At 61.5% G+C, this 24,757-nt stretch carries 23 protein-coding genes and 1 pseudogene; 11 read left to right on the top strand and 13 right to left on the bottom strand.

Annotated elements, in window-relative coordinates:
- Positions 1-16: 16 nt before the first annotated feature.
- Complete coding sequence (locus tag GSQ90_RS06720; RefSeq protein ID WP_158813986.1) at positions 17-667, bottom strand: hypothetical protein; 651 nt, start codon at positions 665-667, stop codon at positions 17-19.
- Positions 668-890: 223 nt separating this feature from the next.
- Between GSQ90_RS06720 and GSQ90_RS06715 the strand changes: the two genes are divergently transcribed.
- Positions 891-1,364 carry a hypothetical protein gene (locus GSQ90_RS06715; protein ID WP_158813985.1) on the top strand — a complete coding sequence of 158 codons (474 nt, stop codon included), beginning with the start codon at positions 891-893 and terminating at the stop codon, positions 1,362-1,364.
- 30 nt (positions 1,365-1,394) lie between these two features.
- Here the strand turns inward: GSQ90_RS06715 and GSQ90_RS06710 are convergent, their stop codons facing one another.
- Positions 1,395-2,291 carry a fructose bisphosphate aldolase gene (locus GSQ90_RS06710; RefSeq protein WP_158813984.1) on the bottom strand — a complete coding sequence of 299 codons (897 nt, stop codon included), beginning with the start codon at positions 2,289-2,291 and terminating at the stop codon, positions 1,395-1,397.
- A 308-nt stretch (positions 2,292-2,599) separates the two neighbouring features.
- Here GSQ90_RS06710 and GSQ90_RS06705 point away from each other — a divergent pair, with 308 nt between their 5' ends.
- A complete protein-coding gene (locus GSQ90_RS06705) occupies positions 2,600-3,262 on the top strand; it encodes a hypothetical protein (RefSeq protein WP_158813983.1) in 663 nt (220 codons plus the stop codon).
- 138 nt (positions 3,263-3,400) lie between these two features.
- Here GSQ90_RS06705 and GSQ90_RS06700 read toward each other — a convergent pair whose 3' ends face one another.
- From GSQ90_RS06700 to GSQ90_RS06690, 3 genes are all read right to left on the bottom strand, one after another.
- The gene (locus GSQ90_RS06700; protein WP_158813982.1) at positions 3,401-3,649 is read right to left on the bottom strand and encodes a hypothetical protein; all 249 of its coding nucleotides are present in this window, start codon (positions 3,647-3,649) and stop codon (positions 3,401-3,403) included.
- Between the two features lie 179 nt (positions 3,650-3,828).
- A complete protein-coding gene (locus tag GSQ90_RS06695) occupies positions 3,829-4,089 on the bottom strand; it encodes a hypothetical protein (protein ID WP_158813981.1) in 261 nt (86 codons plus the stop codon).
- 380 nt (positions 4,090-4,469) lie between these two features.
- Positions 4,470-5,171, bottom strand: coding sequence for a response regulator transcription factor (locus GSQ90_RS06690; protein ID WP_158814267.1), 702 nt, complete (start codon positions 5,169-5,171; stop codon positions 4,470-4,472).
- A 273-nt stretch (positions 5,172-5,444) separates the two neighbouring features.
- On the opposite strand from GSQ90_RS06690, the gene GSQ90_RS06685 reads away from it, so the two are divergent.
- Positions 5,445-6,116, top strand: coding sequence for a TetR/AcrR family transcriptional regulator (locus GSQ90_RS06685; RefSeq protein ID WP_158813980.1), 672 nt, complete (start codon positions 5,445-5,447; stop codon positions 6,114-6,116).
- 193 nt (positions 6,117-6,309) lie between these two features.
- Here the strand turns inward: GSQ90_RS06685 and GSQ90_RS06680 are convergent, their stop codons facing one another.
- Both GSQ90_RS06680 and GSQ90_RS06675 read right to left on the bottom strand, forming a co-directional pair.
- Entirely contained in the window at positions 6,310-7,737 is a 1,428-nt protein-coding gene (locus tag GSQ90_RS06680) for a porin (RefSeq protein ID WP_158813979.1), read from the bottom strand.
- 853 nt (positions 7,738-8,590) lie between these two features.
- On the bottom strand, positions 8,591-9,796 hold the full coding sequence (locus tag GSQ90_RS06675; protein ID WP_158813978.1) for an IS256 family transposase: 1,206 nt from the start codon (positions 9,794-9,796) through the stop codon (positions 8,591-8,593).
- A 675-nt stretch (positions 9,797-10,471) separates the two neighbouring features.
- Here GSQ90_RS06675 and GSQ90_RS06670 point away from each other — a divergent pair.
- The 5 genes from GSQ90_RS06670 (at position 10,472) to GSQ90_RS06650 (ending at position 14,765) form a co-directional block, all read left to right on the top strand.
- Positions 10,472-10,753, top strand: coding sequence for a hypothetical protein (locus GSQ90_RS06670; protein WP_158813977.1), 282 nt, complete (start codon positions 10,472-10,474; stop codon positions 10,751-10,753).
- Positions 10,754-10,984: 231 nt separating this feature from the next.
- Positions 10,985-11,215: a type II toxin-antitoxin system Phd/YefM family antitoxin gene (locus GSQ90_RS06665; RefSeq protein WP_158813976.1), complete on the top strand. Its 231-nt coding sequence runs from the start codon at positions 10,985-10,987 to the stop codon at positions 11,213-11,215.
- Positions 11,212-11,595 carry a type II toxin-antitoxin system VapC family toxin gene (locus GSQ90_RS06660; RefSeq protein ID WP_158813975.1) on the top strand — a complete coding sequence of 128 codons (384 nt, stop codon included), beginning with the start codon at positions 11,212-11,214 and terminating at the stop codon, positions 11,593-11,595. The genes GSQ90_RS06665 and GSQ90_RS06660 overlap by 4 nt, the downstream gene beginning before the upstream one ends.
- Positions 11,596-11,768: 173 nt before the next feature.
- Positions 11,769-13,589, top strand: a complete 1,821-nt coding sequence (typA, locus tag GSQ90_RS06655; RefSeq protein WP_158813974.1) for a translational GTPase TypA — start codon at positions 11,769-11,771, stop codon at positions 13,587-13,589.
- Positions 13,590-14,513: 924 nt separating this feature from the next.
- Positions 14,514-14,765 (top strand): type II toxin-antitoxin system ParD family antitoxin, encoded by a 252-nt coding sequence (locus tag GSQ90_RS06650; protein WP_158813973.1) that lies wholly within the window; start codon positions 14,514-14,516, stop codon positions 14,763-14,765.
- A gap of 643 nt (positions 14,766-15,408) precedes the next feature.
- On the opposite strand, the gene GSQ90_RS06640 is transcribed toward GSQ90_RS06650, so the two are convergent.
- From GSQ90_RS06640 to GSQ90_RS32310, 4 genes and pseudogenes are all read right to left on the bottom strand, one after another.
- Complete coding sequence (locus tag GSQ90_RS06640; protein ID WP_158813971.1) at positions 15,409-15,741, bottom strand: hypothetical protein; 333 nt, start codon at positions 15,739-15,741, stop codon at positions 15,409-15,411.
- Positions 15,742-15,832: 91 nt separating this feature from the next.
- Entirely contained in the window at positions 15,833-16,024 is a 192-nt protein-coding gene (locus GSQ90_RS06635; RefSeq protein WP_158813970.1) for a hypothetical protein, read from the bottom strand.
- A 160-nt stretch (positions 16,025-16,184) separates the two neighbouring features.
- On the bottom strand, positions 16,185-18,152 hold the full coding sequence (locus GSQ90_RS06630) for a Tn3 family transposase (RefSeq protein ID WP_246731467.1): 1,968 nt from the start codon (positions 18,150-18,152) through the stop codon (positions 16,185-16,187).
- A 565-nt stretch (positions 18,153-18,717) separates the two neighbouring features.
- Positions 18,718-19,161: pseudogene (locus GSQ90_RS32310) on the bottom strand (DUF4158 domain-containing protein); the annotation flags it as partial.
- A 114-nt stretch (positions 19,162-19,275) separates the two neighbouring features.
- Here GSQ90_RS32310 and GSQ90_RS06625 point away from each other — a divergent pair.
- From GSQ90_RS06625 to GSQ90_RS06615, 3 genes are all read left to right on the top strand, one after another.
- Positions 19,276-19,887: a recombinase family protein gene (locus GSQ90_RS06625; RefSeq protein ID WP_210254832.1), complete on the top strand. Its 612-nt coding sequence runs from the start codon at positions 19,276-19,278 to the stop codon at positions 19,885-19,887.
- Positions 19,888-20,154: 267 nt separating this feature from the next.
- Positions 20,155-20,757 carry an outer membrane protein gene (locus tag GSQ90_RS06620; protein ID WP_158813968.1) on the top strand — a complete coding sequence of 201 codons (603 nt, stop codon included), beginning with the start codon at positions 20,155-20,157 and terminating at the stop codon, positions 20,755-20,757.
- 84 nt (positions 20,758-20,841) lie between these two features.
- Positions 20,842-22,395 carry a glucan biosynthesis protein gene (locus GSQ90_RS06615; RefSeq protein WP_158813967.1) on the top strand — a complete coding sequence of 518 codons (1,554 nt, stop codon included), beginning with the start codon at positions 20,842-20,844 and terminating at the stop codon, positions 22,393-22,395.
- 15 nt (positions 22,396-22,410) lie between these two features.
- Here the strand turns inward: GSQ90_RS06615 and GSQ90_RS06610 are convergent, their stop codons facing one another.
- Together GSQ90_RS06610 and GSQ90_RS06605 are read right to left on the bottom strand one after the other, a co-directional pair.
- Positions 22,411-23,556, bottom strand: coding sequence for a PLP-dependent aspartate aminotransferase family protein (locus tag GSQ90_RS06610; RefSeq protein ID WP_158813966.1), 1,146 nt, complete (start codon positions 23,554-23,556; stop codon positions 22,411-22,413).
- A 15-nt stretch (positions 23,557-23,571) separates the two neighbouring features.
- Positions 23,572-24,757: FAD-dependent monooxygenase (locus GSQ90_RS06605; RefSeq protein WP_158813965.1), on the bottom strand; the 1,186-nt coding region annotated here is incomplete at its 5' end.

Genomic DNA, 24,757 nt, shown 5'->3' with positions numbered 1-24,757 from the left:
TTATAGCGCCGCTGCTTCATGGTTTGGGCAGTTCGAGCTTCATCGGGATTGCGCAGAGCGTCACCAGGCGGCCGGTCTTGATGTCGATATGATTTTGTTGGCACGCGCCTGATTCAATCGCCTTTTGCAGCGCATCGATTTGAGCGGCGGCGCCTTCCTGCAACGTCGGTCCGGTCATGGCGACGACATAGGAAGCGGCGATCAGCGCGGATGCGCCGAGAATGACATATCTGGCCTCATAGCCGCTCTTGACCAAATGAATCATGACGCCGACCGTCCCGATCACCGATCCGATTTCGATGCTGCGTCGAACGCCTTCCAGAATGGGGTAGGCGGCAATGTCGAACCGCAGGAAGGACAGCACGTTGAAGAGCGCTTCCACGGTGAGAAAGAACGCGAAAAACTGCATGAAGACGTCGGCGCCCCAATGCATCCATATCCGCGTGGCCTCTCCCTCCTCTTCGTGTTCGGTCGCCTCGATCCGGGCGGTTTGCACGAGCAGGAAGGCGGTCAATAAGGTCGCCGCGCCGACGAGCGCCGTTGCGACCACCACCGGACGCCGCCATGCGTCGGTCCAGGGCTTCACCGGATAGAATTCCCAAATCCCCAGCCAGAGCCCCGTCCATAGGGCCTCCGCCGCGATGAACAGCGCCGTCAGCTTTCGCATGCGCCCGTCCCCCCTGCCTTGATCCCCTGCTCGGCTAGCGGGAAGAGACTGCCGCCTTCAATCAGGGGGATCAAGCGGCTGCATTTGACCGCGCCCCGAAGATTGGTCTCCGCCTCAGCCGCGGCTGACATCGTGGGTTGGGCGCCGCTCCGATATCTCCTAGGATGATGGAGACATCTCGAAAGCGCGAGGCGCGAGATCAGTCCGGCATGGGGGGCATGCAATGTATCTTACGATCATCATCCTGCTGATGGGCGTCCTGCCCGTCGGTTCGATTCTCATTGAATTCGCCCTGCTGCATCACAGCGCCGATCTTTTGTTCCTGGTCGGCAAATGGTTCGTCTTCTGGGCGGTCGGCGTCCGGCTGCTGCTGGCGGGCGCGCGGCAGGTCGCCAATCCCGCTTTCACCGCCGAGACGATCTTCGACGTCAAGGAAAAGGCGGCCCTGACGATCGTCCAGGAGCTCGGCTTCGGCAATCTCTCGATCGGGCTGCTCGGCGCGCTGACGCTTCTTCATAGCGGCTGGATCGTACCCGCGGCGATCGTCGGCGGCCTGTTTTATGGATTGGCGGGGCTCCAGCATTTCCTGAAGGGCGGGCGGAATTCCATCGAAAATATCGCGATGGTCTCCGACCTCTTCATCTTCGTCGTGCTCGCGATCGATCTCGCGCTGGTCGCGCTCCGCTCGGCCTCGTGAGCCCTCGACCGCGCCGCGCCCAGCCTCGCGTCAAACCTTCACGGTCGAGGCCCGGTAGATCTCGTCGATGGATTGGGCCAACGCCGCGTCAAACGCCGCCTCGCTCATCCCGTGCTTGAGATCTTCCGCCAAAGCCCGCGAGAAGCTCGCGATCATGCGGTGATTGGCGGACAGGCGTTTGCAGGCGTCGGCGCGCGTATAGCCGCCCGAAAGCGCGACGACCCTGGCGACGCGCTTATGGTTCGTCAGCGCCAAATAGAAATCGGGAACATCCGGGATCGTCAGCTTCAGCATCACCTGGCGGCCCTCGGGCAAGGCGTCGAGCTTACTCGTTAATTCCGCGAGAAGAATCGCCTCCGCGCCGCCCTTATCCGGGCTCTTGATCGAGACTTCCGGCTCGATGATGGGCATCAGCGCATGCCCGGCGATCTGCGCGGCGATATCGAACTGCTGCGCCACAATGGCGGCGATGCCGGCCTTCGAGGGCAGGTTGATCACCGAGCGCATCTTGGTGCCGAAGATTCCAAGCTTGACCGCCCGAGCGAGAAGAGCATCGAGCGCGGGCATCGGCTTCATCAGGCTGACGCCGTCATTCTCGGCCTCGAGCCCTTTGTCGACCTTCAGAAAAGGAATGATTCCCCGCTGCTCCCACAGGAAAGCCGGAACGGGCTTATCCTGCGCCTGGCCGTCCATCGTCGCTTCGAACAGGATCGCGGCGAGAACCTTGGCGCCGGTGAAGGCCGGCGCGGTCATGATGCGCACGCGCATCTCATGCACGAGCCTGAACATTTCGGCGTCGCCGCTATAGGCGCTGTCGGGAATGCCATAGAGGCGAAGGGCCCCGGGCGTCGAGCCGCCGCTCTGGTCAAGCGCGGCGATGAAGCCATCCTTCCCGGTGATTTGCACCATCATCTTGTCATTGGCCATAATGTTCATCCTCCCGCGAGACCTTTGCGCTCAGGGGAGCGCGCCTAGCCTCGACCAACCGCCCCCGAGCCCGCGGACATTGCCACAGCGTTCGCGGTCGGCGCAATCTTCGCTTTCCGCCGGCCTAAAGGGGGTCGTCGCGGGTCGGCGTCGCGCGCGGTCAATCAGCGGCTTGCGACGCCAATCGCCGTCTGGACCCGCCAAGTTACCGCGACGGCGCGCTTCATTGTATTGTGGCGCGACACGCGCTGGACGGCCCATGAGGTTGCGCCTTTGGGCCGCCTTCACGATTCCGGGATCAATCGCCGATGGAAAGACTCCGCATCCTTGGCCTGCACGGTTATCGCGGCAGCGCGCAAATCCTGCGTCGACAATTGGCCCCGCTCGCCGACGGCCTCAATGACCTTGCGGAATTTGTCTCGATCGACGCGCCATCTCTCGCCGGCGGCGATTTCGGCTGGTGGCGCGCCACGGCCATCGAAGGCGCCGCGGCGGAGGCGGACGCGCGTGTCGGAATGGGCGTCAAGCGCTATCAGGGCTGGCGAACAACCGTCGATGCGATCGTGGCGGCCTTCGCGCGGCAGGGTCCTTTCGATGGATTGTTCGGCTTCAGCCAGGGCGCAGCCCTCGCTGCGCTGCTCGTAGGATTGCGCACGCGCGACGGCTCGCCGGGGAGCGGGGCGAAATCGCTCGCCTTCGACTTCGCCATTATGGTCGGCGGCTTCGTCAGCGCCGACGCCGACCTCGCCAGGCTCTATGGCGAGAGAGCGAACTACGACCTCCCCTCCGCGCATATCATGGGCCGTTCGGACGCCATCGTGCCCGGAGAGGCCTCCTCGGCGCTCGCATCCAAGTTCAGGAACCCGCTGATCCTGGAGCACGACGGCGGCCATGTCATCGCCAACGCGCCGCAAATCCGCCAAGGCTTGCGGACCTTTCTTGAACAAATGCGCCACGCGCGCGCGATATAGCTGGCGTCGCGCGCTTCAAAGGCGCGACGATCGCCGCGAAATGTTTGCGTTTATCGGAGATACCGCTCGGCCATATGACGCGAGCGGCAGAGACAAGACCCAACGAAGGGAGCGTTGACGCGCCCTGGCTGTCTGGATCTAACGATCGAGACGGCCCGCCTCGTTCGCCAATGCGGGGCGCGGGCTGAGCACGCCTCCGGCGATCTGCATATCCATGCAAACCTGTCGCGCAAAGGAGCGAAGGGTTTCGTCGGTTTCACGCGGGCCGTTCTCGGATGCGCGAAGATGCGGCGGAAGCGTCTTGAGATCGATTGTATTGGGCGTGAGGCCTTCAAACTGAAGGCGGAGGGCCGCCCCTGTATCAGCGAGAATAGATACGAGCGACATAAGAACTTTCTGAATGATGCGCCGTCCATCGTTGGAGGGGTGGCGACAGATGCGAAGCGGGATCGCCTGCGGTTCCGATCGACCTAGCGAGAGGCGCCTTCCGGCGCCTCTCGTTGGCTGAGAGAACTTGCAAAACTCCCGGTGATCGATGGCCAGACGCCGATCGATCGATCAGGTCTTCAGCGACCGCGCGAATAATAGTTCCTCTCTTCCGGGGTGACCGTCTGCGGCGCGGGATCGACGTAGCTGGAGGAATAGCCGGCATTGTCGCCCGTAAAGGCGGCGCGGCCCTCGGAAATGGACGGAGACGCGAGCGTCTGCGGCGCCAAAATCGCGTAGGGCGACTGTTCGGGAGTGAGGTTCGGGCTCGTCGCATAGGCGGCGCTGGCGCCGATGGCGAGAGCGACAGTAGTCGTTGCAAGCAAGATGATCTTGCGCATGATATTTTCCTTTTTTTGATTGTTTTATTTCCCCGATAGCCGATGTTCGGCTGGGGGGTTGCGCCGGATCGCGATGACCCGTCGCATGGGCTTGAGATAGGTCTGCGCCCGAGCGCCTGATGTGGCGTTTGTCACATCGCGCGCGCATCGGCCCGTCACGCGCCAGACAACAGGCCATCGCGTTCGCCGGCATGGCCGAACCGCGGCCGATGTCGCGCCGCGAGCGCCAACGAGCGTGCGCTAACCCGCCGCTTCCCGCAGGGCGTCATTTCCTGAACCGCGATCGATGCTTGCTTTGCGCAGGCGCCCAAGCTCAATGAGCGAGATGGCGCTCCGCGGGCGTGCGATCAGACCCGTGACGACGGACTTGAGTAGGGATATCAGCCGTCCGCGTTGAGTTTGAATCCAGCGCCGCGAATGTTCCTGATCAGCGACGGTTTGCCGCGCGCGTCGATCTTGCGGCGAAGCTTGCCGATATGGACGTCGATGACGTTGGTTTGCGGCCCAACCCGGTGGCGCCACACTTCTTCGAGCAACATCGCCCGCGTGACGATCTGGCCGGGGTGCTGCATAAAATATTCGAGGAGCTTGAACTCAGTCGGCAGCAGATTGATCAATGTCTTGCCGCGTCTCACGGTCTGCTCGATCAGGTCCATTTCGAGACTGCCGGCGCGCAGCTTGATTGTCGGCGCATCGCCTAGGCGCCGCGCCATCACCTCGACGCGCGCCACCAGTTCCGCCATCGCGAACGGCTTGACGAGATAATCGTCGCCGCCAGCCTTCAACACGCGGATGCGCTCGTCAACCGAGGAAAGCGTCGATATCACGAGCACAGGCGTCGTGACGCCTTCCGCGCGCAGCGTCTGGATCATCGACACGCCATCGGAGCCGTGCAGCAAACGATCGGCGATCATAATCGCCGCATCGCCGTCGCGGGCCGCACGCAGCCCCCCCTCGATCGTGTCAGCATGGCTCACGGGATAGCCGAGGCCGCGAAGTTCGGCGCTGATTTCGTCGACTAGTCCCTTTTCGTCTTCAATCAGAAGCACCGGCGGGTGCTTGATGGCCCCTTCAAAAGACATCGACACCGCTGCGCTCCGCTCCCGTCAAGAGATTCGGGCGAATCCCGGCCGCCGGCGCCGCGCCGGTCCGCCAAGGACGGCCGGACGCGAACGGGGTCGGAAGCATGACCGCCCGAACCAGGTGGAAAAGACGTGACATTGGAATCTCTCGGAATAACATGACGCGGGGAACGCGATCCAAGAAAACGGCACGGTTCCGTTTCCATATGGGGTCTGGGGCGAGGAGATCAAGATGAGATCGAGAGTGGTCCCGATAATGTGATGACGAATCGAATGGATAGGCGCGGCTGTGGGGGACGCCCGAAAACCTCAGAATTAGAACAACGCGAGGAGCATATTCTTCGCGTTGCCGGGGAAACGTTTTTGCACTTCGGCTTCGAGGGCACGACGATGGACGCAGTCGCCGAAGCGGCCCGAATATCGAAGCGCACCCTTTATGCACGCTATGTCGACAAGACAGCCTTGTTCAACGCAATTTTGCGTGACCTGATCAATCGTTGGCTGATCCCGCTCGATCAATTTCAATCCGAGCAAGGCGAGTTGAAAGAGACCTTGCTTGCGCTCGCACGCTACCTGACGACGTTTGCGTTGACCCCGCAATCCATCAACGTCAACCGCATGATTATCTCTGAGGCGCAGCGTCGGCCTGAATTCGGGCGATTGGTGGACGAGGTGGGAAGAAGGCCCGCCATTCACGCGATAGCGACGATCCTGCGCGGGCGCCGCGCCGAACTTCGGCAGATAAATCTGGATACGGCGGCCGAGCAATTCATGAGTCTTGCGGTCGATCGCAATCTGCGCCTGGCGTATTTGGGAATTCGCGTCAACGCCGAACAGATCGAAACATGGGTGCGCGCATCGGTCGAATTATTCTTGGCGGGCGTGATGCGCCAGAATCCTGTCGTGGCTGAGCGCGTGGGCGAATCCAACAGCGCCGAAACATAAAGCGCGTGTCGAATCTCTTGCCGATATTGAAGCGCCCCCTGTCTTGAAAGAGTGCGGCCGGCCCTCGTGCATGAAGGGCCGACCGCGAGCGCGGCCGCTGGGGGAAAATCAGGTCGGCCGTACGCGAGTCCGATCTTGGAGGAAACCGGACCCGCATTCGAGGCGCGGCGCCGTCGGCGCCGCGCGATAGCGATCAGAAGTTGCGGGTGATGTAGAAGCGGCCAGCCACGCCGTCGGTGTTGTTCTTGAAGCTCGACGCAACGCCATCGATCGTTCCGGTCGTGCCCCAGTTGAGGGGGGTCGACTGATGGGTGTTCTGGTACATCAACTCGAAAGAGAAATCGAGAAGCGGGACCGGATCCCAGTGCGCCACGGCGCCGACGATCCAGCTCTCCGAGTTGGATGACAGCTCGCCAAGCGAACCGCTCCAATGCAATTGCGCATAGGAGGCCTGCGGATCGATCGAGAAGACCGGCGAGAAGTGATGCTCGAAAGTGCCTCCGATCGACCATGCGGTCGGCGTCGACCACACGGCGTTTCCAGCGGCGTCGGTGCCGGCGAAATAGGTGTCGCCGGCCGTCATGGCGAGACCATTGCCATTGACCGCGCCGTTTTCACCCCACATGCCGTCCGGAATGCCCGAATACCAGAAGGCGTTCTTGGAGTAGACGCCCTGGAGCTGGACGTTGTCGCCAGCGCCAAACGACGGAAGGTTGAACTTCACGCCGCCGTCGATGGCCCAGCCCCACTTGTTCTCGCTGAAAGTGGCGACACCCGGACCAGGCGTTGCGCCCGCTTCATAGACATGCACCTGATGGACGACGCCCGACAATTGCGCCGAACCCCAGCTCTGATCGACGCGGACGTTGGCGACGATATCGGGCGTGCTCTGCCCGTAGTTCGTCGTGTCGACATTCTGGTTCGTGCCGCCGCCGCTAGAGCTGTTATTCGTAAGACCGGTCGCGGAGAAGGAATTCGGGCCCTGGCTCTGGATGGCGATCGTCGCCGAGAAGCCGCCCCCGAACGTGGCGGTGTAAGCCAACACGTCAGGCTGGTTGAAGCCCTGCTGATCGGGCGAGAAAATGTTCGCCCAGCCTTCGCCGCCGCCAAAGAAGGAGAAGAACGAAGGAGCCTTACCAGCCGTGATGCCCGCCCATTGAACGTAAGCGAGATTGATATAGGAGCCGGTGCCGTCAGTATCGAAGCCGTTGCCGTTTTCGACCTGCAGTTCAACATAGCCGCGCAACACGCCGTAAGACGTGTTCTGGCGAGCGTCCAAAGAGATATTGGCGCGGGTCGTGAAGCCAAAGTCGGGATGCAGGCTGGCGGGCGTCGAAACCAACGCAGAGCCGCTATGCGATCCGGCGGGCCCACCGGCAACCGGGGCCCAAGTATAACCCTTGGTCGTGTTGCCCGCTTCGATCTGCGCGGTGATGTAGCCGCCGATCTTCAAGCAGGTGTCGCTGCCCGGGATGATGAAGCCGGCCATACCGCCGACGTTGCAAATCTTGACGTATTCGGCAGGAGCGGCCTTCCTTGTGGGAAGATCGGCAGCCTGGGCGCTGGCGACCGCCACAATGCCGGCAGCTGAACTGAGTAGAACTAGTTTCATATAAGTCATTTATAGGCTCCATTACCTGCGGGAGCTGATCAGGATCTCATTTGAGACCCCGAGGATCGCGACGACGACACATCGAAGTGTCAGCGCGCCCCCTCCCCCCTTGTTGAACAATTGCTTCCGCGTCGCGCTTTCATCTCCGGCTGGCGGCGCTTCGAATCAACCTTGCGCCCAGGCGCCACCTGACGACGCCGGGCAAATCTGTCACAGTATGGCGCCCCCACAACTAAATTATGATTTAGATACGCCACAATTGGCGAAGATTAAAAAATAATTTAAGTACGCGATTAGCCTGAATATAAAATATAATTTAGTGACGTTGCCAGACGCTAATTTCGGAAACGCTTCTTTCTCACAGGCTTTTGCCTAGGCAAGAAAAACAGTACAATAAACTAAAATTTAGAATCATTTTTTCTCGCAACGCCCAGATATCATTTGATTAATCTGGATGACATCGCCTGCGACATCTTCGCCGCGCCCGAGGCGCTTATGGGCGTCGCCTGAAAGAGCGCGGCGGTCTGCGGCGGCCGCGGCCAATCCGATCGATATCCGCCGCGGACGCGGAATTAGCCGCCAGCGACCGCCGAAATTGGCTCTGACCGTTTGTGTCCGCGCACCTTCTTTTGGCCATTCCTGTGGCCAGAACGCAACACATGAGGGCCATGGATGGAAGGGACTGGCGCGATCAAAACGATCGGCGGCGATCCGATTTGACGATAAGCCGCAAATCGCCACACGCAGATCTCCGCGATGCAGGAGAGCGCCTGTCGCAAATGTTCCGACGATTGATACCGGTGATTTCAGCGACGAACGCCTGCGAGAAGTCTTGGGCTGGAACGCGGAGCCGATCGGGCTGTTACGCCGGGACGAATCTCTCGTCGAATAGGACAGCCAATTGAATTCTCGCCTCGCTCCATTCGCGCGGCGGCATTTTCGATTCGCCCGCGGCGCTGCGCAGGACGAGGAAAAGGGCGGCCTCGTCGCTCGAAAAATGACTCCGCGCGCGCGCCGCACGGCGCAATTTTTCGTTGAGCGCTTCAATCGTCTTTCTGGCGTAGATGATCCGCCGCACGGCCTCGGGCAACGCGAAAAACGGGACGACTTGCGCCCAGTTCCGTCGCCAATTCTGCGCAATGGCCGGGTATTTCTCTCCCCAGGGGCCGGCGGCGAAGGCGTCGAGCGCGGCCTCGGCGGCGCCGGCGTCCCGCGCCTCATAAATCGTCTGCAATGCGCCTGCGAGGATTTTGCGTTCCGCCCAGTTGGGAAAATCGAGGGAATGACGAATGAGATGGACGATGCCGGCCTGAACGACGGTCCGGGGAAAGAGGGCGTTGATTGCTTCGGGAATGCCCTTCAAGCCGTCCACGACGGCGATCAGCACGTCGCGGACGCCTCGGCTCCTCAATTCATTCATCGCCCTCGGCCAGAAACCGGCGTCTTCGGCGTTCTCGATCCATAAACCCAGAATATCCTTGGCGCCGTCCGTCTGGATGCCGAGCGCGATGCAGACCACCTTGCTGCGCACAAACCCCTCTTCGCGAATTTTCACGCGCAGGGAGTCGAAAAACACCAGCGGGTAAGCCGCCTCCAAAGGGCGGGCCTGCCATTCGGCGATCATTCCCGGAACGGCGCCCATCGCCATCGCGATCGTGTCTTGCGAGAAATCGATCCCGTAGAGTTCGAAAAGATGGCTTTGAATTTCCCGCGCCGACATGCCACGCGCATACATCGACAATATCTTCTCATGAACGCCCGGGAACCTGCCGGGATCGCTCACCGACAGTTCGCGACTGGAAGCGTCCTGTCGGCCGCGCGGCGTCCGGGCGTAGGACTGCGGGGCCTGAGCGAAGGCGCTCTTGTTGGGATAGAGATTGCGGCGGCCGCGCCTTTTTTCGTGCGCTTGGCGAACGAGGCGCTCTTCGATCTCGGTTTCCACGCTGGTCTTGACAAGCGCCTTCTTCAGCAGATCGAACGATCCATCCCCGTTGAAAATCTTCCGCGGATCGTCATTGACCAGCAATTGACCCGGCGCGTTCTTCTCAATTCTCACGCGCGCTCCCATTGGCGTCGTCGCGGCCCGGCGTCGCGAAATTGAAGCGGCGGCCGCGGTTCACGTCGATGGCGCCTGGCGACACGAATGCGAACGCGAAATCGTCGCGAGCGCCGCCATTTGGCGAAAAACCAATGAATCGCTCTCGCATGCGGTGGGCGTCCCGACGGCTTCGCCCAAATCTCCCGTAATTCGTCGCGCAATCAACTAAATAATGCTTTAGTTTTGCCTGATACAAGAAACATAAAATATTATTTAATCTTAGATATATTATATAATATTGGATGAATTGAATGCTATATCCAATAAATATGTATTTAATACTATGAACCCAGACCGCAACGGACATAAGCAGGAGCAAGTCGTCAAGTTAAGTTACTGTCGTCGATATCCACCCATGGTTCATCCATCGCTTCTTCGCGGCGCCCGCGATTCGAAAAGCTTCGTTCGGACGCCATCGCGACAAGAGACGATCTCCATAACCGTCGCGAGAAGCGCCGCGCGGCGCCCAATATTGGCGAGGGCCCGCGCGTTGCGACGCGGACGGCTCACGCTCTTGTGATCCCTCGTCCATGAGGGCGCGCGTCCGATCGCATCGGCAACCGGCTCGGACCGTCCCGTAACCCATCGCCGTCAACAGATCGCGGCGCCGAACCGGCGAGCCGCTCAAAACGTGGAGACGAAGTCATGCGCACATCCCTCAAGAATACGATCGCGGCTTCGCTCGCCGCTCTGACCCTCGGCCTCGCGGTCGTCAGCTCGACGCCCGCTTCGGCGAACCCCTGGCCGCATCACTTCCATGGCCATCACGGCTTCTATGGTCCGGGCCTCGCGCTCGGCGTATTCGGCCTCGCCGCGGGCGCCATCGCCGCCTCGGCCGCCTCGGAGGACAATTGCGTCGAATATCGCCCGACCTACGATCGTTGGGGCAATTATATGGGCCGCCAGCCAGTCAATGTCTGTCAGTGACCGCTGAGATCATGGCGTCCTCCGCATCGACTGCGTGGGGACGCCTGATCTTTTGGAGAAGCGAGACCCTCACGGAAGCTCGGTCCGCAAGGCGTATGATCGCCCGATCCGATTTCCCGAGCGTGCATTGTGGGCGAAGGACGGCATTGCAGACCTTCGGCAACCAGTTTAGCTAGATTGACTAAGTCATGTTGATTAGCTAACTTGGCGGCGCGCTTGAGGCTGATCGAAATGCAAGTCACTATCCACGCGGCGAAGACCAATCTTTCGAAACTGATCGAAGCGGCGCTCGCCGGCGAGGAAGTCATTATCGCCAGAGGCAGCAAGCCGGTTGTTAAACTCGTGGCCATCGCCAAACCCACGTTCGAAATCGGCATTCTGGCCGGTCAATTGTCCGGCCCGGCGCCTGATTTCTTCGAGCCGATGAGCGAGGAGGAGCTCGCCGCTTGGGAAGGCGCGTGAGGGGCGTTCTGCTCGACACCCATGCTTGGGCGTGGAGTATGCTTGGCGACAAATCCTTGTCCGAAAAAGCGCAAGCCGCCATCCACAGCGCGGAGACCGTGTTCGTCAGCCCGATTTCGTTTTTTGAAATCGCCCAAAAAGCGCGTATCGGCAAATGGCCGCAAATAGAGCCGTTGATAGAACGGCTACCTGACATTTTGCGGAGACAAGGGGGTTCCGTTGCAAGCCTGGGGCCTGAAATAGCGTTGAACGCCGGCGCTATGCCCTGGAGCCATCGCGACCCCTTCGACCGCTTTCTGGCGGCCACCGCCATGCATTACGGATTGCCTCTCGTCTCCGCCGACACAATATTCGACGGCTTGATCGCACGCATCTGGTGAGGCGCTTCACCCCTCCCTTCCCTTCCCCATTATTTTCGTGTATTGCACCGCACAAATCGAACGGGGCAGCGGGAATCGCCGGCGCGCCGTCGCATTCCCGTAACCACCGCCTCAAGTGAATTCGCGCGGCTCGCCGCGCCAGTCAACACGCGCCGCCTCGAAAGCCCCGACCTATGAAACTCCGCAATATCGCCATCATCGCCCACGTCGATCATGGCAAGACCACGCTCGTCGACCGCCTGCTCCAGCAATCGGGGGCCTTCCGCGAAAACCAGCGCGTCGCTGAACGCGTGATGGATTCCAACGATCTAGAGCGCGAGCGCGGCATCACCATTCTGGCCAAGGCGACCTCGGTCGTCTGGAAGAATGTGCGCATCAACATCGTCGACACGCCCGGCCATGCCGATTTTGGCGGCGAGGTCGAGCGCATCCTGTCGATGGTCGACGGCGCCATTGTGCTTGTCGATGCTTCCGAAGGCCCGATGCCGCAGACCAAATTCGTGGTCGGCAAGGCGCTCAAGATCGGCCTGAAGCCCATCGTCTGCATCAACAAGGTCGACAAGCCCGACGCGCGCGTCACCGAAGTCGTCAATGAATGTTTCGACCTGTTCGCCGCGCTCGACGCTACCGACGAGCAGCTCGACTTTCCGATCATCTACGGCTCGGCCAAACAGGCCTGGATGGCCGATTCTCCCGATGGTCCCAAGGAGAATATGGGTCCGCTGTTCGATCTCGTTCTCAAACATGTCGAGGAGCCGAAAATCATCGAGGGCGGCTTTCGCATGCTGGGCACTTTGCTCGAAGCCAATCCCTATCTCGGCCGCGTCGTCACGGGCCGCATCTTCTCGGGCTCCATCAAGGCCAATGCCCCGGTCAAAGTGCTCGACCGTCTGGGCAATCTGGTCGAGCAGGGACGCGTTTCGAAAATCCTCGCTTTCCGCGGCATCGAGCGCACCCCGATCGACGAGGCGGAAGCGGGCGATATCGTCGCCATCGCCGGCCTCGAAAAATTCAACGTCGCCGACACCTTGGCCGCGATCGACGTCACCGAGCCGCTGCAGGCGCAGCCGATCGATCCGCCCACTTTGTCGATGACATTCCTCGTCAACGACAGCCCACTCGCCGGCACCGAGGGCGACAAGGTGACGAGCCGCGTCATCCGCGATCGTCTGTTCAAAGAAGCTGAGGGCAATGTCGCGCTGAAAGTCGAATCGGCGGCCAATGCCGACGCCTATATCGTCTCGGGCCGCGGCGAATTGCAGCTCGCCATTCTGATCGAGACGATGCGCCGCGAAGGCTTCGAGCTTGGCGTTTCGCGTCCCAAGGTTCTCTTTTCGCGCGACGAGGCGGGCGAATTGCTCGAGCCGATCGAGGAGGTCGTGATCGACGTCGACGAGGAGCATTCGGGCGTCGTCGTGCAGAAAATGTCCGAGCGCAAGGGCGAGATGATCGAAATGCGCCCCTCGGGCGGCGATCGCCTGCGGCTGGTCTTCCATGCGCCGACGCGCGGCCTCATCGGCTATCTCGGCGAGTTGCTCACCGACACGCGCGGCACGGCGATCATGAACCGCCTGTTCCACGCCTGGGGCCCCTGGAAGGGGGAGATCGCCGGGCGGCGCAACGGCGTGCTCATTTCCAACGAAAAGGGCGAAGCGGTCGCCTACGCCATGTGGAACCTCGAAGATCGCGGCCCGATGATGATCGAGCCCGGCTGGAAGGTCTATCAGGGCATGATCGTCGGCCAGCACAGCAGAGACAACGATCTCGAAGTGAACGTGTTGAAGGGCAAGAAGCTCACCAACATCCGCACTCATTCCAAAGATGAGGCGGTGCGCCTGACGCCGCCCATCCAGATGACGCTGGAAAAGGCGCTCGCCTATATCCAGGACGACGAGCTGGTCGAAGTCACGCCAAAATCCGTCCGTCTGCGCAAGACGTTCCTCGACCCCAACGAGCGCAAGCGGGCGGAGCGGGCGAAGAGCGTGGAAGCTTAGGACTGACGAGAAGGCAGCATTCGGCGCGCATCACTGTTGTCAGCCACGTGCGTTTATTGGCGGGGAGCGATTGCAACTTATCGCTCAGAGAATCTTAGTCGACTTCATGCGCTAAGTTCGAAGATGAGCCCCTCAGATTTTTTCGTCTGCGAACATCTCGCGGACAAATGCCGGAGGGTCCGTCTGTGGCGGCGTACGAACGTGAGCGAAATAGCGCCCGGCGTCTGGACCCCGGACCCCAGTCGAAGTACAACCCATGACCGAGTCGGCTGAACTCTTTGTAATTCTCAGGCGTAATTTCGAGGTTTACTGTAAATAGCAGCCGAGAACGATGCGCTCCAACCTCGGTAACGAAGACTTCCAAAACATACTGTCCGGTTGAGAATTGAAAGAAGGTTCCGTCCGCCGGCAATAGAAAATGGTGATTGGCTGCTAAGCCAGTTTCGGGGACGAATATACCGCTCCCTCTGCTTAGATTTTTGTCGCCATACACCCAAACATTGAAGTTCTGCCGCGTTTCTCCGCGATGCACCCGCAGAAACATATTTTCGATAATATGTCCTCGTTTGCCGGTCGAGAAAAGCAAAGTGCGGAGAAATACCTTCGAAGGCGCCCGGTCGGCTTTGGAGCCGCCGTCAGGGCCAAAATATATCACTGTAGGCTGCGTCATCCGAATCTCACCTTTTCGCAACAAGGTGAGCCAGGCCGTGAGTGCCGAGAGGCCGAGCGCGAGAAATGCGACTAACAGCGCTAACAGCGAAACTGTCGAGCTAAACACGTCTGTCATTTCGGATATGGAGAATGCGCCAACCCGGCGGCTTATTCAAATGCTTAGAATCCCGATTCTGCGCTGGAGCAATCATCGATAGCACAAACTGCGCAATTTATGCTATCGTGGCCTGTGTCCCAAGAGGAGGAGCAGCCATGAATGTTTCGATCGGGGATCGTTGGCAGGGGTTCGTTGACCGCGTGGTGAAAGACGGACGCTACGGCTCCGCCAGCGAGGTCGTCCGCGAGGGATTGCGCCTCGTCGAGGAACGCGAAGCCAAACTCGTCGCTTTGCGCGCGACGCTGGACGCCTCGATTGCGCTTGGCGGCGAAGTGACCGACGCAGAGCTTGACGCGGCCATCGCCGCCAAGAGCGCCGAATTGAGGAGCAAGGGGCATGGCGCGTGAGACGGGCGACGTTCCTTGCTTCTGTTCGCGCCGATTTTCTTTCAATTTTGACCTATCTTGCCGACGCCAGCGGAAGCGTTTCCGTTGGCGAAGCCTTTGTGCGGAAACTCCGCTCTAAGTGCCATGAGTTGGCGGCGCTCGACAGCACGATCGGCCGCGCCCGCCCCGAGCTTCGCGCGGACATCAGAAGCTTTCCCTACAAGGGGTCATCGTGGAATCTGTTCCAAAACGCACCCTAAGGGTTTCAAGGAAGTCGGGTCACGCTTTGACCTTTGCCGACGCCTTGCAGACCGAAGATATTGGTTTTTGAGCTCGGCGGGGTTCCCTCGCGGTTGTTCTCCTTGGCTCTGCCAAGAGCGCCGCTGCCGCTTCGGCTTCAACACAATTCGTCGCTCAAGCGAATATCTTGATCTCTGATATTTCACCGTTGGCCGTTTTTACAAGAAATTTCGACCCCTCTTGGTCCTGCTCCAGGACGTATTCATAAAGTCGCAGAGCGTCTTTCATTACTTCCGTGTAAGAAGCCGCTTCCGACATATCTTTTACGCGGTTAAGTCGATCGAATGAATTTTGGCTTAGGTCCATCTGAACCCGCTTATTCTTCTCGATCTTTTCTGTTGCTACTGTCATAATTTACAAACACCTACCTTTTTCGATGAGCGTTGAAAAAGTATGCCGCAATACCCCCGTATGCGGGACCCACCACGCTCCAAACGCTACCAAGCGCGCCGAATTGACCTTCTCGGAGCCCAAGAAGGGTCGCGCCAAAAAGGAAAATGGCACCCATAGCAAAAACGAACCACACGATCTGCGTTCGTGTTGTCGCGTCCTGACTCTCGGGAGATGCTGGCCCGATGGTAGCTTTGGCGTCGAAGGCTTTACCCACCGCGACTCGCCGCGGCTTTTTCTTCGATATGCTGGGTTTCGGATCGTCTTCGATCTTCACCTCAATATCGAATTCTTTTCCAACGTTCATCCGGCGGCTCATTTCGCGTGCCCTTTAAGGGTAGCGAGCCGTCTGATCCTGTATCTGCTCTACAACTCTCCTGTGAAGTGACCCGACAAGCTCACCAACTTGTGGTTTCACTCACTTTTTCTAACGAAGAGCAGACACTCTTCACAGGAGAGACACCGACGATCGCGCCGAAGCCGGCGGATGCGATGGCGACCGGGGCGTAGCCGACGCCGTTCCAAGCGACGGGAGGTCCGGCGCAAACAACGGCGAAGACAAATCCACAGTCTATAGATGCGATATCCATCTTTCTCTCCTATGACCCAGCAATCACATTGCCGGTCCCGCCTCCACATACGACGCGCCTCGGTATTTGTCAATATCCCACTCGCAATTTCCTCAAAATGTCCTCACGATGTCCTCATAAGAAAAAACAGCCATCCCTGAACAGTTCGAAATCCTACAACTTAAGTCGCACTGAGAAACTCAGCGCGCGGATTTCGTAATGGCCTGAAGGCGTCTCCGAGCGACCCCGCCGGCCAGACATAATCGCCGTTGAAGGCGATATGCTCCCAACCGAGCGGGGCTGCGTGAGCAAGAAGCTCGTCGGGAATGGCTTCGCCGCGCGAGCGCAGCTCTTCGATGGCGCGGCCGAAATAGACCGTGTTCCAGAGGATGATGGCGGCGACGGCGAGATTGAGGCCGGAAGCGCGATTGCGCTGGTTCTCGAAAGTCCGATCGCGGATTTCGCCGAGGCGATGAAAGAACACGGCGCGCTTGAGGGCGTGGTGCGCCTCACCCTTGTTGAGCCCGGCATTGGTTCGCCGACGCAAAGCCGGGTCGCTGATCCAGTCGAGCGTGAACAGTGTGCGTTCCAGACGGCCGATTTCCTTGAGCGCCTTGGCGAGCGCGTTCTGACGTGGATAAGCCGCCAGACGGCGCATGATCGCCGAAGGCGCGACAGTGCCGGCCTTGATTGAAGCCGTCAGGCGCAGGATTTCGTCCCAGTTTTCGGCGATGACGCGCAGATCGATCGTTCCTCCGATCAGAGGGTCGAGCGCTTTGTAAGCGTCACGGGCGCTCACGACATAGAGCCTGCGGTCGGCGAGATCGCGGATGCGCGGCGCGAAGCGGAACCCTAACAGGTGGCAAAGGCCGAACACGTGATCGATCGCGCCAGCGGTGTCGGTGTAGTGCTCGCGAACGTCGATCGAGCTTTCATGATGCATCAGCCCGTCGAGAACGTGGGCGGCTTCGCTGGCGTTGGCGGCGATGACCTTGGAATAGAACGGCGCGTAGCGATCGGAGACATGGGTGTAGAATTTGACGCCCGGCTCAGAGCCGTATTTGGCGTTGTAATCGGCGCGCGCCTCGCCATGGCCGCCGGCGCGGAAGAACTGGCCATCCGACGATGACGTGTCGCCGTCGCCCCAAACGCCCGTGAACGGCTGCGCGTGAATGGCCTCGACGATACAGGCGAGCGCGGCCTGATAGGTTTCGTCGCGTACATGCCATTCGGCGATCCACAACAGCCGGGAATGGCTGAATTCGCCGGCGCTGCGCGCCATGCGCGTCAAGCCGAGATTGGTGGCGTCGGCGAGCACGGCCGTCATCAAGGCGCGCGCATCGTCCGGCGGCGCGCCGGTGCGCAGATGCGCGAAACAATCGGCAAAGCCCGTCCAGCCATGGACTTCCGCCAAAAGCTCGGTGATGCGCAAGCGCGGCAGCATCGCGTAGAGCCGGCGGACAAGCCCGTCCGCCGCCTCGTTTTCGACCTTACGAATCGGGCTGATTGACAACCCCTCTTCCGTAAGCGAGGCCTCGGTCAATTCGCCGGCGGCGGCGAGCGCATCGACCTCGCGCAGGCGTGTTTCCAGACGCTTGGTTTTCTCTTCGCGCCAACCCTCGAAACGATCGGGAACGGCGAGGCCCAATTCGCCCGCGCTTCTACGGTTCTGGAAAGCGTCGCTCGGCAACAGAAAGTCGTCGAAGGCGCGGAAGGCGCGGCTGCCTTCAACCCAAACATCGCCCGATTGCAGCCGCTCGCGCAATGCAGTCATGACCGCGACTTCATAGGCCCTGCGGTCGACGCCGGCGTCCGTCTTGACGAGCTTGCGCCACACCGGCCGTAGAAAACCTGTCGGCGGATGCGGCCGGAGTTTCTTCGCATCGTTCGCATGAAGCTCGCGCACGACATCGAGCGCGGCGAGCAACGGATCGTTGTCTTTCCACGATCGGAACGCAAAAGCGCCGAGCACGACGGGCGACATGCGCCGCACGCTTGCATAGCGCTCGACGATCTCGCGGAGATTATCGGGGCGCGTATCGGCAATCGCTCCATCGGCCTCGGACACCAGGGTTTTCAGGCGGTCCCATCCGAGTGCGGTTTCGACGGCGTCGATTTGATCCTGTCCGGATTCTTTGGCCGCGAGCATAGCCTTGGCCATGCCGAGCAGGGAGCGCGCCGATGCGTCGAGCGTTTTTTGCGCGATCGACCACATTGTCCTTGTGGGCACGATCGGCGCGCCGGAAGACAGAGCCGAGCATCTTGTCGAACATGACGAGCGCGGCATCGCTGAGAACGGCCTCCATCTCGCGTGCGAACACGACCAGGGTCGCCAGACGACGCGGCGCGTCGAAACGCGAAATGTCGCGGGGGACGAGGATGGCGATTTCCCGCGCGATTGCAGCGTAGCGCGCGCGGTGAATGCGTTTCTCGCGGTCAGCGCCGATACCGAGCTTGCGAACGGCCTCAAGCCGTTTGACGAGCGCGACGAGATTTCTCTGGCGCGGCGCTTCCGGCCATTCCCGCAGCCAAGCAAGCGGCGTGCGGTCTTCGCCATCGGCGACGGCGAGCAACGCTTCCAATCCTGCAATCATGTCTGGCGACAGACCTTCGGCGAGGCTCCTGTGGGCACGCTTGCGGGCGAGGGCGCGCGCCGCCAAGGCGATCTTTTCCAAGGTGACGGCGGCGGGAAGCAGAACATGCCGCTCGCGCAAATATTCGATCATCGCGGATACGATCGCGTCGCCGCGATCCGAACCTATGGCTTGGTCGAGGGCGACATGAGCCACCGCGCGTTTGTCATCGCGATCAAAGGAGCGGACTGCGAGATAGGTCTGAAGTTCGCCCAGATGCGCGCGGCGAGTTTGCTGCCGTTGCGCGTAGTCTTCGAACGCCTTGGCGTCGTCTCCCAACTGCGCCGCGATGAAAGCCAACATATCAGGTGGCGGCATTTCATCGACTCCGATGACGCGGCCTGGAAATTTCAAGAAGGCGAGATGGATCGCGAACCCGAGCCGGTTGGCGGCGCGACGACGTTCGCGAATCAATGCCAAGTCTTCGGGCGAGAGTGTGTAGTGGCGCACGATCGCCGTCGGCTCAGTCGGCGGATCGAATAGCGCGGCGCGCGCCTGTGGCGAGAGGATATGGCGAGGAGGCATGGCGTTTTTGTCTTTACGGATACGACCATAAACTATAGTTTTAGGCCATGCAGCAATCACGCGCGAAAAGCCCCGCAAACACGGGACTTTCGCCGCTTCGATTTGGAGGGGTTTTTGGCCAGGGTCGAAACCGAGCAAGTCGCCATCTACGCCAGGGTGTCGACCCACGATCAGCAAACACTGCCCATGCAGCTCGAAGCGATGCGCGCCTATGCCGGACGCAAGGGCTGGACGATCGCGCTAACAGTCGAGGAAGTCGGCTCCGGCGCAAAGACCCGTCCGCGCCGCGAAGAATTGCTGCGCGCCGCCCGTCGGAAGGAAATCGACGTCATCGTCGTATGGCGGCTCGATCGCTGGGGCCGCTCGCTCGTCGACCTCATCGCCACCTTGGAGGAACTGACGACCCTCAAAGTTGGGTTCGTCTCGCTGAGCGAGGCGCTCGACCTAACGACGCCGAGCGGACGGGCGTTCGCCGGCATGCTGGCGGTGTTCGCCGAATTCGAGCGCGACATTCTCCGGGACCGGGTGAAAGCCGGAATCGCCCAAGCCCGCAAAGAAGGCCGCCCTCACGGCAGGCCCGCTAAACTCGTCGCCAAAGCCCACGAAATCCGCGAACTCGCACGAAACGGTCTGAGCAAATCTGCCATTTCCAAACAGCTCAATATCGGACGCACTTCTGTCCGACGACTACTCGCCGACGGTTTGAGCCCGCGCTCAATTCCTTAGAGTGCGTTTTGGAACAGATTCCACGATGGCCCCTACAAGGGCTATGTGATTTTCTTTCGCTATGTCGCCGACCGATTCGAGGTCGTGAACATTCTCGAAGGGCATAGAGACATCGAGTCTCATTTCGGCGAGCGAGAAGAGCCTTGATTCACGACAGCCCATTCGGTCGCGAAAGGTGAGATATCAATCGCCCTTTTGACGCCGCAGTGTGATGTTCAATATAGTGGCGTAATGGCTTTGATGCGGGAACGGCGGGGAATGTTGGCGATGAGGTCGGTTCTTCTTGCCGCGCTTTTGGCGCTCGGCTCGGCCGCGCAGGCGGCCGATTCGACGACCCAGACCCTCCCTTCGCTCGCTGTCGACCCGCAGGCCTCTTTCGCTATGACGCCGCAGGAGCCGCCGCCTTCCGTCTGGAAGGGGCTCTATGTCGGCAGCGATATTTTCTTTTCCACGGGCGGCAAAGGCTCCAAAGGGCTCGTCGGCGGCGGCGCCTATGTCGGATACGATCGCCATTTCGACAATAATCTGGTGCTGGGCGTCCAGGCGTCGACGGGTTTCGCGCCATTCTCGATCCAGCATAGCCCCTTCAAGGGCTATGATTATGCCGAAGTGAGCGCCAAGGTCGGCTACGAAATGGGGCGCTTCACGCCCTATGTGACGACGGGCATCGCTTTGGCCAAACCCAATGCGAACCCGGGCGCCGGGTATTTGAGCGCGACCGATTCGGCCAATAATCTTTTCAACGGCGGAACGAATCTGAGCGCCAGCGGCGTCATCGGCGCGGGCGTCGATTATGCGGTCACCAATAATCTCACGGTCGGGGTCGCCGCTGTCGTCGGGACGGGGCGAGGGTTCGTCCCGCCGCCCTGAGGACGGGCGGCGCCCGCAAACAAAAGTCGCTCCCTCGCGCCGGCCGCGATAGTCCATTCATCCTCTCTCAATCGACCGGATCCCATGCAGGACATCAATCGACGCACGCTGCTCGCCGGAATTGTCGCCGCTTCGAGCGGGCTTGCGCCGGCCATGGCCCAGCAGAGCGCCGATCCCGCCAAGGCGCCCCCTTCGTTCGGCTATGAGGATGTCGTCAAGCGCGCGCGCGATCTGGCCGGCGCGCCATTCGACGCCCAGATTCCCGCGCTTCCCGACAGCCTGGCCCACCTCGATTTCGACGCCTGGCGCGACATTCGCTTCAAGTCCGACAAGCCCCTGCTGGAGGCGGGCGGCCCGTTCCGGCTCGAACTGTTCCATCTTGGCCATCTCTATAAACGGCCGGTGACGGTCAATATTTTGCGCGACGGACTGGCTTTGCCCGTGCCTTACGCGGCCAATCTGTTCGACTACGGACATAACAAGATCGAAGGCGCGCTGCCGATCAATCTGGGCTTTGCCGGCTTTCGCCTGCATTACCCGCTGAACGCCCCTCATGTCATGGACGAGGTGATCGCCTTCCTTGGCGCGAGCTATTTCCGGTTTCTCGGCCGCGGCCAGCGTTACGGGCTTTCCGCGCGGGGGCTCGCCATCAACGCGGGCGGGCAGGAAGAATTTCCATTCTTTCGCGAATTCTGGATCGAGACGCCGGCGGCTGGCGCCGAGCGCGCCGTCGTTCACGGCCTGCTGGACGGCGAATCGGCGACCGGCGCCTTCCGTTTCGAGATTTATCCCGGCATGGACACAAGCGTCGAGGTCACCGCGACGCTATTCGCCCGCCGCGCCATCGCGACACTCGGCATGGCGCCGCTCTCCTCGATGTTTCTGGCCGGAAAGAACGATCGTCGCTTCGATGACGACTTCCGCACCGAACTGCATGATTCGGACGGGCTGCTGATCCATGCGGGCTCGGGCGAATGGATCTGGCGCCCGCTCAGCAATCCCGCCCAGCCGGCGGTCTCGACCTTTCTCGACAAGGATGCGCGCGGCTTCGGCCTCCTCCAGCGCGATCGCAGTTTCGAGCATTATCAGGATCTCGATCTCGCCTATGAGTTGCGGCCAAGCTATTGGGTCGAGCCGCGCGAGGGCTGGGGCGATGGCCAGATCAGCCTTGTCGAACTGCCCACCAGCGACGAGACCAACGACAATATCGTGGCGTCCTGGACGCCCAAGGAAACGGTGGCGCCCGGCCGCATGCTGACCTACGGCTACCGGATTACGGCGCTGATGAACGACGCCCGCCTGACGCCGGGCGCGCGCGCGATCAGCACCTACCGTACGCACCCGCATGCGCTGGGCTCGGCCGAAGTGCTGGCGCCGGGCGCAACGCGCTTCCTGATCGATTTCTCGGGCGGCGACCTCGCCTACTTCCTCAGCGACCCCACGCTGGTCGAGATCGTGCCGACCACGTCGGCCGGGCGCATCACACGCTCATTCCTCGCCCCGAACGCCCATGTGCGCGGTTTTCGCGCCGCCATCGACGTGCAAATCGATCCCGGCCAGTCCTGCGACCTGCGCGTGTTTCTCAAAGGCGCCAACCGCGCTCTCACGGAGACCTGGACTTTCCCCTGGCGGGCTTGAGGGTGCGAACGCCGCCTATGGGCGCAGCGCCTGGTCAAGATCGCGCCAGAGATCCTCCACATCCTCGATGCCCGCCGACAGCCGCAACAGATCCGGCGGGCATGGCGAGGTCGGGCCTTCGACGGAAGCGCGGTGCTCGATCAGCGCTTCGACGCCGCCGAGCGACGTCGCGCGCTTCCACAGACGCACGCGCGCCGCCGTCGCGATCGCCGCGGCTTCGCCGTCGCGAACGCGCACCGACAACATGCCGCCAAATCCCCCGACCATCTGGCGCCGCGCGATTTCGTGATTGGGATGGTGAGGCAGGCCTGGATAAAGAACCGCGCTGACAGCGGAATGGTTCGAGAGCCGCTGGGCGAGTTCAAAGGCGCTCGCCGCCGCGGCGCGAACGCGCAAATCCAGCGTGCGCATGCCCCTGATCAACAGATAGGCCTCAAAGGGCCCGAGGATCATGCCATGCGCCGCGCGGATTTGCCGGATTCGCGCCGCCAGGGAATCGTCGCTGGCGAAGGCCAATGCGCCAGCGAGGACGTCGGAATGGCCGTTGAGATATTTGGTCGCCGAATGCATCACGACATCGGCGCCGAGCGCAAGCGGCTTGGTGAAGACCGGCGTCGCGCAAGTCGAATCGACGGCGAGCTTCGCGCCGACGCCATGCGCCAAACGCGCCGCGCCGGCGATGTCGCTGACGCCCCAAAGCGGATTGCTCGGCGTCTCCAGCCAGATCAGCTTTGTTCGGCCCGGCTTTATCGCGGCGGCGATCGCGTTGAGGTCGTCGGCGTCGGCGAGATCGACCGCGACGCCATGGGCGGGCGCCTCATTGACCAGCCAATTGCGCAGCGACCAATACATGACCTTGGGCGCCACGACATGCGCGCCTGGGCCAAGCCCGAGAAACAGCGCGATCGCCGCCGACATGCCCGAGCCGAACAGCAGCGCGGACGGTGCGCCTTCCAGGGCGGCGACGATCGCTTCGCCCTCGCGCACCGTCTCATTGTCGGCGCGGCCATAAATATTGCCGCTGCGATAGAGATTGTCGGGATCGCGAATGAATGTTGTCGCGACATGCAGCGGCGGCACGATCGCGCGTGTCTTTTCGTCGATGCGGCCCAGGGCTTGCGCGGCGAGCGTGCGCGCGCTCCATTCGGCTTTGTCTTCCACGTGTCAAAACTCCAGTCAGATGGCAAGCCCGCGCAGCAGGTTCGGCGCCGCGCCGCGCGCGCCGCCCGCCTCTTCGATGAAAGCGCGTTTGAGCGCCGGCGAGCGGTCGACGAGCCGCAACCCGAAATCGCGCATCGCGCGCAAAGGCGCGACATCGTTCGAAAAAAGCCTGTTCATCGCATCCATACCGAGCCCGCTCGCTGCGACATCGAAGCGCCGCGCCCGCTCGAATTCGGCGAGAATCTCCGGCCCGCCCGGATCGAGGCCAAGCCGCATCGGCCGGGCGACGATCTCCGCCAGCGCCGCCACGTCGCGGAGTCCGAGGTTGAGGCCCTGTCCGGCCAGGGGATGAACGAGATGAGCCGCGTCGCCAACCAGCGCCAGGCGAGGGCCGACGAAGCGGCGCGCGACGCGAAAGCCTAAGGGGAAAGAGCGCAGGCGCGAGACCGGTTCGATCTCGCCGAGCCGATGCATGAACCGATATTCGAGTTCGCGCTTGAAATCGCCGGGCTCAAGGGCGATCAGCATTTTGGCTTCCTCGCTCGCCTCATTCCAGACGATGCTGGAGCGGCGCCCGCGCAACGGCAGCATGGCGAAAGGACCAGCGGGCAGAAAATGCTGTTCGGCGCGCCCGTGATGGTCGCGCTCATGGGCGATGGTGGCGACGATAGCCGACTGGCCATAGTCCCAGCCGACCGTGCCTATTTCGGCGAAGGTCCGCAGCGGCGAGCGCGCGCCATCGGCCGCTATCAGCAGGCGCGCCAACGCCGAGGGCGCGCCGTCGATCAGCGTTTCGAGAGCGTAGCGGCGCGGCGCAAAGCCGGCGATCGACGCCCGAACGCATTCGACGCCGAGGCGCTGGCACAAATTCAGCAGGCCGGCGACGACATCGTCGTTCATCGCCATATGGGCGAGCGGCTCGCCGTCCATTTCATCGAAACGCATCTGGACGGGACGCACCGCGTCGCGCACGCCCCCGTCCATGACGGCCATTTGCAGGATCGGTTCGGCGAGCGGCGCGATCGCCTCCCACGCGCCGATCCGCTCGAACATGCGGCGCGACCCCGGCGCGATGGCGCTGGCGCGCTCGCGGCCCTCCCGCTCGCCCATGCCGGGATCGACGACCAGAATATTCGCGCCGCGGCCCAAGGCCTGTTTCAGCGCGGCGGCGAGCGAAAGCCCCGCGACGCCGGCGCCAGCG

The sequence above is a fragment of the Methylocapsa sp. S129 genome (assembly GCF_009765995.1).
Taxonomy (GTDB): Bacteria; Pseudomonadota; Alphaproteobacteria; order Rhizobiales; family Beijerinckiaceae; genus Roseiarcus.
Note: the sequence above shows the minus strand (reverse complement) of the source record. Positions and strands in the feature narration are given on the sequence as shown.